At 62.8% G+C, this 11889-nt stretch carries 11 protein-coding genes; 2 read left to right on the top strand and 9 right to left on the bottom strand.

The window, feature by feature from the left end; all coding sequences use genetic code 11:
- Positions 1 to 164 precede the first annotated feature (164 nt).
- The 8 genes from bamB to ndk all read right to left on the bottom strand — a co-directional run bounded on the left by bamB (position 165) and on the right by ndk (position 8347).
- The gene (bamB, locus tag ABIC76_RS19175; RefSeq protein ID WP_102067011.1) at positions 165 to 1343 is read right to left on the bottom strand and encodes an outer membrane protein assembly factor BamB; all 1179 of its coding nucleotides are present in this window, start codon (positions 1341 to 1343) and stop codon (positions 165 to 167) included.
- A 48-nt stretch (positions 1344 to 1391) separates the two neighbouring features.
- Complete coding sequence (locus ABIC76_RS19180) at positions 1392 to 2027, bottom strand: YfgM family protein (RefSeq protein ID WP_354534916.1); 636 nt, start codon at positions 2025 to 2027, stop codon at positions 1392 to 1394.
- Between the two features lie 65 nt (positions 2028 to 2092).
- Positions 2093 to 3415, bottom strand: coding sequence for a histidine--tRNA ligase (gene hisS, locus ABIC76_RS19185; RefSeq protein WP_027677629.1), 1323 nt, complete (start codon positions 3413 to 3415; stop codon positions 2093 to 2095).
- Between the two features lie 98 nt (positions 3416 to 3513).
- A complete protein-coding gene (gene ispG, locus ABIC76_RS19190; protein WP_354534917.1) occupies positions 3514 to 4800 on the bottom strand; it encodes a flavodoxin-dependent (E)-4-hydroxy-3-methylbut-2-enyl-diphosphate synthase in 1287 nt (428 codons plus the stop codon).
- 49 nt (positions 4801 to 4849) lie between these two features.
- Positions 4850 to 5941 carry a RodZ domain-containing protein gene (locus tag ABIC76_RS19195; protein ID WP_354534918.1) on the bottom strand — a complete coding sequence of 364 codons (1092 nt, stop codon included), beginning with the start codon at positions 5939 to 5941 and terminating at the stop codon, positions 4850 to 4852.
- On the bottom strand, positions 5934 to 6731 hold the full coding sequence (pilW, locus tag ABIC76_RS19200) for a type IV pilus biogenesis/stability protein PilW (RefSeq protein ID WP_102067007.1): 798 nt from the start codon (positions 6729 to 6731) through the stop codon (positions 5934 to 5936). The genes ABIC76_RS19195 and pilW overlap by 8 nt, the downstream gene beginning before the upstream one ends.
- Positions 6728 to 7879 (bottom strand): dual-specificity RNA methyltransferase RlmN, encoded by a 1152-nt coding sequence (gene rlmN / locus ABIC76_RS19205; protein ID WP_102067006.1) that lies wholly within the window; start codon positions 7877 to 7879, stop codon positions 6728 to 6730. Before rlmN ends, pilW begins: the two co-directional genes overlap by 4 nt.
- Before the next feature lie 42 nt (positions 7880 to 7921).
- Positions 7922 to 8347 carry a nucleoside-diphosphate kinase gene (ndk, locus tag ABIC76_RS19210; RefSeq protein WP_004626298.1) on the bottom strand — a complete coding sequence of 142 codons (426 nt, stop codon included), beginning with the start codon at positions 8345 to 8347 and terminating at the stop codon, positions 7922 to 7924.
- Between the two features lie 367 nt (positions 8348 to 8714).
- Here ndk and ABIC76_RS19215 point away from each other — a divergent pair, with 367 nt between their 5' ends.
- On the top strand, positions 8715 to 9416 hold the full coding sequence (locus tag ABIC76_RS19215) for a Bax inhibitor-1/YccA family protein (protein ID WP_027677634.1): 702 nt from the start codon (positions 8715 to 8717) through the stop codon (positions 9414 to 9416).
- Positions 9417 to 9512: 96 nt separating this feature from the next.
- On the opposite strand, the gene rlmD is transcribed toward ABIC76_RS19215, so the two are convergent.
- Positions 9513 to 10865 carry a 23S rRNA (uracil(1939)-C(5))-methyltransferase RlmD gene (gene rlmD, locus ABIC76_RS19220; RefSeq protein WP_354534919.1) on the bottom strand — a complete coding sequence of 451 codons (1353 nt, stop codon included), beginning with the start codon at positions 10863 to 10865 and terminating at the stop codon, positions 9513 to 9515.
- 160 nt (positions 10866 to 11025) lie between these two features.
- Here rlmD and ABIC76_RS19225 point away from each other — a divergent pair, with 160 nt between their 5' ends.
- On the top strand, positions 11026 to 11889 hold the full coding sequence (locus tag ABIC76_RS19225; protein WP_354534920.1) for an endonuclease/exonuclease/phosphatase family protein: 864 nt from the start codon (positions 11026 to 11028) through the stop codon (positions 11887 to 11889).

The following is an 11889-nucleotide window of genomic DNA, read 5'->3' on the forward strand; positions in this document are numbered from 1 at the left end:
CAAATTCTGATTATTGCAACTGCGGTTGGCATCTGCACGGCTGAATGCCTGATGACACAGATGCAAGACGCCCGCGGAGTACGCGGGCGCAAGTTCAAGGCGGCGCTGCCACCCTGAGGTGATGCGTGTGCCGCCCCCGCCCCCTCGGGCCAAGGCGGCCAATGTTACTTTGGCAGATAGCCGTAGACGCCACCACCGCGGGTCTGAACCACCAGCGTCTGGCCGACCACTACCGGGGCTGCGCCGATGGCACTGCTGTCGGTCTTCACACGGGCCACGAACTTGCCGTCGTCACGCGACAGGAAATGCAGCCAGCCTTCGGAATCGCCGACGATGACCGCGCGGCCGAAGGCCAGCGGCGTGCCGAGATCGCGCCACAGGAGGGCATCGTTCTTCCAGAGATCGGCACCATTCTGTGCGTTAAAGCCATAGACGACCGACTTCTCGTCAGCAGCGAACAGCCCGTCATCGTCTTGCGTCACACCGCTCGGCGACGAGAAATCTCGTCCCCAGCGCGGTGCGCCGGTGCTCGTATCGAAACACGCCACGCGCCCCTGGAAACTGGCTGCGCAGACTTGCGAACCGCTGATCGACGGGGCTCCGGTCACATCGTTCAGACGCTCGATCTCCGACACGCCGCGCGGATACGACACGGCGGCTTCCCACCGCAGCGCGCCGTTGCTGGCCGAAAGTGCACCGAGCTTGCCACCCGCAAAACCGAGGATGACGTTATCGCCGGCAAAAACCATCGGCAGGCTGCTGCGGAGATTCAGCGCCGACGGAGAACGCTGATAGATCCACTTGCGTTCGCCGTTGGCGGGGTCCAGACCCAGGACGCGGCCGTCCGTCGTGCGAACGATCACCAGCCCCTGGCCCACCAGCGGCGCTGTCAGGACTTCACCGTTGACGGCGACCTTCCACTTCTGCGCACCCTTTTCGTCGAAGGCGACGACTGCGCCCTTCTCACCCGCCACCGCCGTCAGCGTGCCATCGCTGCCCGGGCCGGACGTCAGATCCACATCCGCCTTGCCTTGCCAGATGGTGCGGCCGGTAGCGCCATCCAGGGCGGTCACAGTACCGCCGGCGGCCGACACGTAAACGTTGTTGCCTGCCACTGCCGGCTGCATCACGTAGCGACCGCTCTTCCCGACGCTCACGCTCCACACCTGCCGCACGGCCAGCACTTGCTGAACCTCCTTCAGCTTGGCCGGCTCATGCTTGTTCTTGCTGCTGAACAGCGAGCAACCGCCAAGGACAGCCGTCGCTGCCAGTGCCAGCACTGCAACGCGTGCCGCCTGGGCAACACCGCGCGCGACACCACCCTGCTCAAGTGCGTGAATCATGAAATCGGGATCCTTTTGTTATGCGTTGAATTGCTCGGGTTACGCCAATCAGGCACCGCCCAGGACATCCAGCTTGAACTGCACGATCTGGCGAGCCGAAGCATCAGCCGGACCGAACTTCTCCAACGCCAGCTTGTAAGCCGCGCGGGCGTCTTCGTTCTTGTTCTGCGCGGCCAGCAGATCGCCGCGACGATCGGCGTACAAGCCAGCAAAGGCCGGAGCAACGTCGCCGGAGACTAGCGCGATGCCCTGATCGTAGGCTTTCTCGTCGAGCAGAAGCCCAGCCAGGCGCAGCTTGGCCAGCGCCTTGTATTCATCGTCGCGCGCATGATCGACCGCCCATTGCAGCTGCGCCTTGGCGCCCGCCACATCGTTGGCTTCGTACAGGGCCTTGGCCGTGGCCAGCGCGGTCATCTGCGCATAGGCCGTCCCGCCGAACTTGTCTTCCATGTCGGTGGCGGCACGCTTGATCTTTTCAGCGTCCTTGCCATCAACGGCCTTCTGCACCTGCTCGTACAGCACCGACGCTTCGCCGGCCTGCTTGCGCTGCCAGTTCTTCCAGCCGAACCAACCGGCCACGGCCAGCAGCACGACGATGGCAATCCAGGTGATCACGTTGCCGTTGTCACGCCACCAGTGCTTGAGACTCTCTATCTGTTCCTGTTCTTCGAGATCGTAGGCCATGCTTTGCAGAGCTTGAATATTGGAGGTGAATCGCGGTCGTTCGCCGGCGAGCGGCACTGCCGCGGTTAGTCGTTGTTGGCCACCATGGCATCGATCAGGCGGTCGACCAGTTGGTCCGACGGCACGGTCTGCTGGGCATCCGCGGTCGGATCACCGCGCAGGGGCTTGATCTGCGCAACACCTTGGGTGACTTCATCGTCGCCAATGATAACCGCATAGGATGCGCCACTTGCGTCAGCGCGCTTGAACTGCGACTTGAAGCTACCGTTGCGCCCTTCCGGCGATGCGTGAAGGATGACGTCGAGACCGGCGTCGCGCAGTCGCTCTGCGGCGATCAGCGCCTGCACCTGCGCCTCATCGCCCTGATGGACGATGTAGACGTCGCAGCCCTGCGCTTCGGGCTCAAGCTTTTCTTCGCGCAGCAGTTCGATGATGCGCTCGACGCCCATCGCCCAGCCGCATGCGGGGGCGGGCTTGCCGCCGATCTGCTCGATCAGCGGGTCGTAGCGGCCACCGCCGGCCACGGTGCCTTGCGCGCCCAGCTTGTCGGTCGTCCACTCAAAGACGGTGAGGTTGTAGTAATCCAGGCCGCGCACCAGACGCGGGTTGATGGTGAACGGAATGTTGTTCGCCTTGAGCAGTTTCTGCACGCCCTCAAAGTGCGCGCGCGATTCGTCGCCCAGGTAGTCGATGAGCTTCGGCGCGCCGGCGGCCATGTCCTGCAGCGCCGGGTTCTTGGTGTCGAGCACACGCAGCGGGTTGGTGTAGAGGCGGCGCTTGCCGTCCTCATCCAGAATGTCCTGGAAACCTTCCAGATATTTGATGAGATCGGCACGGTGCGCAGCGCGCTCTTCCGCCTGACCGAGCGAGTTCAACTCGAGCTTCAGGCCGACAAGGCCGAGGTCATCCCACAGTCGCTGGCACATCAGGATGACTTCTGCGTCGATGTCGGGGCCAGCAAAGCCGAGCGCTTCCACGCCCACCTGATGGAACTGGCGATAGCGACCACGCTGCGGACGCTCGTGGCGGAACATCGGGCCGGTGTACCACAGGCGCTTCGGGCCGTCGTACAGCAGGTTGTGCTCGATCACGGCGCGCACGGCAGCAGCGGTGCCTTCGGGGCGCATGGTCAGTTGTTCGCCGTTTAATGCATCGGTGAAGGTGTACATCTCCTTCTCGACGATGTCCGTCACCTCGCCGATGCCACGCACAAACAATTGCGTCTGCTCAACGATCGGCGTGCGGATCTGCTGGTAGCCATAGGCGCGCAGCATGCTGCGCACGGCGTTGTCAAAGTGCTCCCACAGCGGGGCGTCGCTGGGCAACAAGTCGTTCATGCCTTTGACGCCGGCGATCTTCTGCACGCGTTGTTTTTGTGTATCGCTCATGATGTCACGTTAAAAACCGGCCTCTCGCATTTGGCTCCATGCGGGGCCGGCCGGTCGTTTCCTGCTTCGACTTCGAGTCCCGAAGCCTGATGCCGTTTTTAGACTGTCGCCGAGGCCTGTGCGCCGTAATGCGTCCGCACGTATTCGTCGACGATCGTCTGGAATTCTTCTGTAATGCGTTCGCCGCGCAGCGTTTTCACCTTCACGCCGTCAACGAATACCGGCGCCGCGGGCGATTCGCCCGTGCCCGGGAGCGAGATGCCAATGTTGGCGTGCTTGCTCTCCCCGGGCCCGTTGACGATGCAGCCCATCACGGCCACATTCAACTCTTCAACGCCGGGGTACTGCGTCTTCCACTTCGGCATCTGCTCGCGCAAGTACGACTGGATGCGCGCGGCCAGTTCCTGAAACACCGTGCTCGTGGTGCGTCCGCAACCAGGGCACGCAATGACCATCGGCGTGAAATTGCGCAGACCCATGGTCTGCAGAATCTCCTGCGCGACGATGACTTCCTTCTCGCGCGGCGCGCCGGGCTCGGGCGTGAGAGAAATGCGGATCGTGTCGCCGATGCCTTCTTGCAGAAGCACCGACAACGCCGCCGTGGAAGCCACGATGCCTTTGCTGCCCATGCCGGCCTCGGTCAGGCCGAGGTGCAGCGCATAGTTACAGCGACGCGCCAGTTCGCGATACACAGCAATCAGGTCCTGCACCGCCGAGACTTTGCACGACAGGATGATCTGGCTGCCCGGCAAGCCAAGTTCTTCCGCCTTTTGCGCCGACTGGATCGCCGAGGTGATCAGCGCCTCGACCATCACCGCGCGGGCGTCCCACGGCGTTGCGCGTTGCGCGTTCTCATCCATGATCCGCGCAAGCAGATCCTGATCGAGGCTGCCCCAGTTCACGCCGATACGCACCGGCTTCTCGTAGCGGCAAGCGATCTCGATCATCTGCGCGAACTGCGTGTCCCGCTTGGCACCCTGCCCGACGTTGCCCGGATTGATGCGGTACTTGGACAGCGCCTGCGCGCACTCCGGATAGTCCTGCAGCAGCTTGTGGCCGTTGTAATGAAAATCGCCGACCAGCGGCACATCCACGCCCATTCGGTCGAGCTGCTCGCGGATGGCGGGCACCGCGGCGGCCGCGGCGGGCGTGTCCACTGTGATACGCACCAACTCCGAGCCCGCCCGCGCCAATTCTTTCACCTGGATTGCGGTGCCGATGGCGTCCGACGTGTCGGTATTCGTCATCGACTGCACACAGACTGGCGCGTCGCCGCCAACGTGCACGACACGGTCGCCCCAGCGGATTTGCGCGGCGCGCGAGTTCCGGCGCGGCAGCGGGCCCACCAAGGCTGGAGCGCAATCGAGAGGCGTGGAGATTTCCATGATCAGACAAGGCGCGCCGCCAAAGGCACCGCGCCATTTACAAAACGGTTCAGGGCAACGTGGCCCGTGCCACGCGATTGCGGGCGTACTTCTGAAGATCGACGGACGCACCGCCCACAGCCAGCGATTCAACCGCTTCTGCATTGCCGAAAACGACCTTGAACGGCGGCGTGCCGGTCAGATCGCGTGCGTCGCCTTCCTTGGAGATGCCGCTGGCGAGCGTCTTGCCGGTCTTGTCCTTGATTTCATACCAAGAGGAACCGGAGAAGCGCACCGAGACCGCACCGCTGCCACCCGCCGATTCAGCCGGTTTGGCAGTTTCCGCCGGCTGAACGGCAACTGGAGCCTCGACGTTGACCACAGCAGCCTTAGCACCTGCAGCAGCTACAGCGGCCGCCGGAACAGCAGCACCGTTGTCTGAACGCGGCAGCGTTGCCGGTGGAGCCAGCGGCGCGGTTACCACGCCCGAGGCCGGGGCCGCCGGGGCAACCGGGGTCAACGGTGTCGGCATCGAAGCGGCCGGTGTTTCAGCCGGAGCCTGCTCAGCCGCCGGAGCCGCTTGCGCGGGCGCAGTTTGCTCGGCCGCCGGCGCTTCCTTCGTCGTGGACTCGGTGTTTTGCGTGGCTGCCGTTTGCGAGGCAAACCACTGCTTCAGACGGTCCATACCAGCCAACGCACCGCCTGCCACAACCACCGCAACGAGCACGCCAATCAGCCAGCGGCCACCGCCACTGCGACGCTTCGCAAAGCTCGGTTTGTCGGAAAACGATTCACCGAGCCCGCCTTCTGGGCGCAAGCCGATGTTGGTGACCGGCGCACGGGCATTCAAACGCGCAAGCTGGTCATCGACATCCACCTGCAAAGCACGTGCGTAGGCGCGGATGAGCCCTTTGGTAAAGGTCATGTCAGGCAATGCACTGACATCTGCCGACTCCACCGCCGACAACTTGCCTGGTGCGACCTTCAGGCGCCCCGCCAGATCGTCGACCGTCAGCCGCTGCCGTTCTCGGCCGGCACGCAGGCGTTCGGCGATCTCGCGCAGCGCATCGTCGCGGTCCGGCGAAACAGCGGCGGGCGGATTCGAGGCAGGCGCCGCGCCGTGAGAGAAGTCGGCTGCGCTTGCCACGTCGCGGTCAGTCATCCCAGGCTCCTCGTTCGAATGCCGCCTCTTCGGGCGCATTGGGGAAGCGACGCTGCAATTGCGCGCTCCATGCGTTCTGCTGCGAAGTGTCGCCCAGACGGCGGGCGATACGAGCGCCCAGCCACAGGCTTTCAGCCGTCGGATTGCCGCGGCCATTCACACGTTCGATAAACGGCATGGCACGTGAATATTCGCGTCGTTTGTAGTACAGCTGCGCCAACGTCAAGTTGGTCAGCGGATTGTTTGCATCGATGTAAGTGGCGCGGGTGAGGCTCTTCTCCGCGCCATCCAGATCGCCCTGACGCATCTGGCAGACACCCAGATTTGTCCATGGCTTGGCGGGGCTGCCGGCGGCCGGCGCCTCGATGGCCTGGCGCAGCATCGCCATGCCTTGATCGGGCTTGCCGCCTTGCGAGCACAGGAACCAGCCGTAGTTGTTCAGCAGGTCGCCATCTTGTGGCGTCGCAGCCAGAGCGCTGCGGAAGCTCTCATCAGCCTGCTCGCGCTGGCCGAGGTTCATGTAAGCCAGCGCGCGGATGTGATACGCGTTCGGCACATTCGGATCGATTGCGATGGCGTTCTTGATTTCCTCAAGCGCTGTCGCATTCTGACCGGCTTCCAAGTATTGCGTCGCGAGTTGTAATCGGATTGCAGCCCGACGACCGGCGTCAGCCTTTTGATCGGGGGCGGTCGTGACTTCTCGTGTCTGTGTCTGGACCGGCGGCGACAATGCGCACCCGGCGGCTGCCAGCGTGAAGACCAGACTGACAGCAGTCGACCAACGCTTCATGCGGTACCCATGCGGTGAGTGGAGTCGGCCCCGACCACGGGGATCTCGACGATCTTGCCAAACTTGCCGCGCTCGGCCAGACGTGTGCGGTCCTTGACCTCGCCGGCGAGCTGCCCGCAAGCCGCATCGATGTCGTCGCCTCGCGTCTTGCGGATGGTGGTGACAATGCCAGCATCCAACAGCACTTGCGAGAAGCGGCGGATCTGCTCATTGTTCGAGCGCTTCAATCCCGATTCCGGGAACGGGTTGAACGGGATCAGGTTGAACTTGCACGGCACGTCGGCCACGACGCGCAGCAGTTCACGGGCATGCTCGACGGTATCGTTGACACCATCCAGCATGCAGTATTCAAAGGTGATGAAATCGCGCGGCGCGAACTCCAGATAGCGGCGGCAGGCAGCCATCAATTCGGCCAGCGGATACTTCTTGTTGAGCGGTACGAGCACGTCGCGCAGCGCATCGTTGGACGCGTGCAGCGACACAGCGAGTGCCACGGGCACATCGCGCGCGAGGCGGTCCATCATCGGCACCACGCCTGAGGTGGATACCGTTACGCGCCGGCGCGAAAGGCCATACGCGTTGTCGTCCAGCATCAGCGACAGAGCAGGCACCACGGCGTCGTAATTCAGGAGCGGCTCGCCCATGCCCATCATCACCACGTTGGTGATGACGCGGTCGTCCTTCGGCCCGCGACCGAGCTGCTTGCGCATGGCGAATTCCGCCATCCACAGTTGGCCGATGATCTCGCCAGTACTGAGGTTGCGCGAGAAACCCTGCTTGCCGGTCGAGCAGAACCGGCAGTTGACGGCACATCCCGCCTGAGACGACACACACAACGTGCCGCGCGTCTCTTCGGGGATGTAGACCGTCTCGACGGCATTGCCCTGCCCTACGTCGACCAGCCACTTGCGCGTACCGTCCGACGAAAGGTGATCGGTAATGACCGCCGGTGCCTGGATGTTTGCGCGGGTCGCAAGCTTTTCGCGCAGCGACTTGGCGAGATCGGTCATCTCGCCAAAATCGGACGCCCCCGACTGGTGAATCCAGCGCTGCAACTGCTTGGCGCGAAACGACTTCTCACCCAGGCTCTCGCAATACGCGAGAAGGCCCTGTGCGTCGAAATCGAGGAGATTCACCACATCGCTCATGACTTGCAACCCGAAACCACAATCCCAGTCTAGTGTTGACGCTTAGCGGCTGTAAATGTTCAGGCCCGGGAAGAAGAATGCGACTTCCACGGCGGCCGTTTCAGCAGCGTCCGAGCCGTGCACGGCGTTGGCGTCGATGCTGTCAGCGAAGTCGGCGCGGATCGTGCCCTTCTCTGCCTTCTTCGGGTCGGTTGCACCCATCAGATCACGGTTCTTGGCGATTGCGTTTTCGCCTTCCAGCGCCTGGACCATCACCGGGCCCGAGATCATGAAGTCCACCAGATCCTTGAAGAACGGGCGCTCCTTGTGCACGGCGTAGAACTGCTCGGCTTCTGCGCGCGACAGGTGGATCATCTTGGCTGCGACGATCTTCAGGCCGGCGCCTTCGAAGCGGGCGTAGATCTGGCCGATGACATTCTTGGCCACGGCATCCGGTTTGATAATCGACAAAGTGCGTTCGAGCGCCATCAAAAACTCCAAAAAATGAAGGTGTTACGTGAAAGATAAACGTTAGATTCTAGCACGGGCGGGAACCGGATGGATGTCAAGCGGTGCAACCGGATGCCGCGTACGCCGGTCGCGCAAGGAGACGATATCGTCACTTGTCTTTGCAGGCCTCGCCGGCTTTACGAACGCGCCTTAGCATCCCCTTATGGGGAGCACAAAAAGTCACTCACGAAGGGTATTTTCCGCCGCAAGCACCAACCAGGAGCCGGAACCGCGTGGCATCCTGACTCTCCAAGTAAGGACGATGTGGCTTGCAAAAGCCCGCTTCGGATGCCACATTCGCTGTGTCGTCGCATTGTCTGCAATGTCATTCACCCAAGGAGTTCGCATGGACAACCAACTCAACACGTACGGTTTTGGCGCTTCCGGCACCGCCGGCGCGTTGGCCGTCCGCAACCGCGTGCTGCGCAATACCTATTGGCTGCTCGCGCTTTCCATGATCCCCACCATCCTCGGTGCCTGGATCGGAGTCGCCACCGGCTTCAACCTGATGGGGCGCAACCCCCTGATGGGTTTCGTCATCTTCATGGCAGTGGCTTTTGGCTTCTTCTACGCCATTGAGCGCTTCAAGAACAGCGGCGTCGGCGTGGCATTGCTACTCGGCTTCACGTTCTTCATGGGGCTCATGCTGTCGCGGCTGATCGGCATGATTCTGGGCTTCTCGAATGGTGCGTCACTCATCATGACGGCGTTCGGCGGCACCGCGGTCATCTTCGGCGTGATGGCGACGGTGGCCACGGTCAGCAAGCGCGATTTCTCGGGCCTGGGCAAGTGGCTGTTCATGGGCGTGCTGGTGCTGATCGTTGGCTCGGTAGCTAACATCTGGCTGCAGCTGCCCGCGATGATGCTGACCATCTCGGTGCTGGCCATCGCGATCTTCTCGGCGTACATCCTGTTCGACGTGCAGCGCATCGTGAACGGCGGCGAGACCAACTACGTGACGGCTACCCTGGCCATCTACCTGGACGTCTACAACATCTTCACGAACCTGCTGGCGATCCTCGGAATCTTTGGCGGAAATCGCAACTAACGAAATTCAGCCTCACAAGCGCCGGCGATGGCGCGAAAAGAAAACCGGCGCATCAGGCGCCGGTTTTTCTTTGTCTGCGAAACGCCCGACGAACGGTCAGTCGCGCTCGAATACCGCCATCGACTCCACATGCGACGTGTGCGGGAACATGTTGACCACGCCCGCGCCGGCCAATCGATAACCCGCTTCATGCACGAGCAAACCCGCATCGCGCGCCAGCGTCGCCGGATTGCATGACACATAGACGATGCGCTTCGGCAGCAGATCAGCCGCCTCGCCGCCTCGCTGAGACAACTCGGCGAGGGCCTTGGACACGGCCAACGCCCCTTCACGCGGCGGATCGATCAGCCAGCGATCGAACTTGCCCAGTGCGGCAATATCATCGGCCGACACTTCAAAGAGATTGCGGCACGCGAATGTCGTTTTCGCATCCAAACCGTTGTGCTGAGCGTTGGCGAGCGCCCGGGTTGTCAGCGCCTCGCTGCCTTCGATGCCCATGACTTCGCGCGCCCGTGTGGCCATTGGCAGCGTGAAGTTGCCGATACCGCAGAACAGGTCAAGGAGCCGATCGCTGGGCTGGGCGTCGAGCAGCTTCAGGGCGCGAGACATCAGCACCCGGTTGATCTGGTGATTGACCTGCGTGAAATCCGTCGGCTTGAACGGCATCGTGATGCCGAACTCCGGCAGCGTGTACGTCAGCGTGCGGTCGAGGGGATGGAACGGATAGACGGTGTCCGGCCCCTTGGGTTGCAACCAAAACTGCACGTTGTGCTGATCGGCAAAAGTGCGCAGCTCGGCCTCATCTTCGGCGGTGATGGGCTCCAGATTGCGCAAAACCAGCGCGGTCACGTCCTGCCCGACCGCCAGTTCGATCTGCGGCATACGTTGCACGATCGACAGGCGCCCCACCAACTCGCGCAACGGCACCAGCAGCGCGGATACGTGCGGCGGCAGCACCTCGCACGACGTCATGTCGGCCACGTAGCTGCTCTTGCGCTCGTGGAAGCCCACCAGCACACCACCTTTGGCCGCAACATGGCGCACGGTCAAGCGGGCGCGATAGCGGTAGCCCCAGTCGGGGCCGGCAATCGGTCGGAACACGACGTCCGGACGCAGCTTGGCCAGATGCCACAGGTCGTCTTCCAGCACGCGCTGCTTGATCGCGACCTGTGCACGCGAATCCAGATGCTGCATCGAGCAGCCACCGCACACCCCAAAGAACTTGCACTGCGGCGTCACGCGCGAAGCGGACTGGCGCAGAATGTTCACCACACTCGCCTGCTCGTATGACGGCTTCACGCGGTGACTGCGATACATCACGCGCTCACCAGGCAATGCGCCTTCCACGAAGACCACCTTGCCCGGCGTGCCATCCTCGTTGGTCAGACGACCGATACCGCGTGCTTCACCGTCGAGCGAAACGATTTCCAGGGGGCCAGCCACGGGCATCTCGGGCTTACGACGCCCACGGGGCTTAGCGGGCGGCGCGTCCGGAGCGGCGATTGCTGAATCAGGAGAGGAAGGCGTGACGTTAGGTGCAGCTTGAGACACGAGCGAGCCTGGGCAAATTGAGGACAAGGGCGGCATTGTAAGACACCGGAGGACCAGCATGGGCACCGTCATCCTGACGTGGAATATCCAGTGGGGCCGTGGCGCCGACGGGCACGTCAGCCTGACGCGCCAACTGACGCAAGCCCGTGAGATGGCCGAGTTCGATGTGCTGTGCCTCCAGGAAGTCACGTCCGGCTTTAGCGATCTGCCCGGCCAACCGGGCATCGATCAATGGACCGAACTCGCCGACGCGCTTGGCCCTGAATACACCGTGATCGGCGGCTTCGCGCTGGAGCGCCACAACGGCACGCATGTGCAGCGCTTCGGCAACGCGATTGCCACACGGCTGCCGGTCCATCACATCCGGCGCCACGCTTTACCTTGTCCGGCGGATGCCACACCGTATATGCCGCGCATGGCCATCGAGGCGATCGTGCAGACGCCGTTCGGCTTGTTGCGCATCATCACAACGCATCTGGAGTACTACTCGGAGCTTCAACGGCTGGCGCAAATCGACGCATTGCGCGCCATCCACTCGGAAGGGTGTGCGCGTGCAAATCAAGCATCGGTACTTGGCACAGAGTCCGAGGTCGGCCCCTTCCGCCCGCTCGCACAGACGACGTCAACCATTGTCTGCGGCGATTTCAACTGCAAGCCGGACTCCACGCCTAAACGTCTAGCGACCGTGCCGTTCAGCCGGGAACCCGCTTTGCATGACGCCTGGGAGATTGCCCACGGCACAACGCCGCAACCGCCGACTTTCGGCGTGCATGACCGCCATGGCTGGATCGAACCGGCCTACGCGTGCGATTTCATGCTGATCAGCGATCCATTGAAACCGCGCGTGCTGCGGACGGAAGTCAGCAGCACCACACAAGCATCGGATCACCAACCAATGCTGCTGGAGCTGCGGAACGACTGA

The organism is Ralstonia sp. 1138, assembly GCF_040544795.1.
GTDB classification, from domain to species: Bacteria; Pseudomonadota; Gammaproteobacteria; order Burkholderiales; family Burkholderiaceae; genus Ralstonia; species Ralstonia flatus.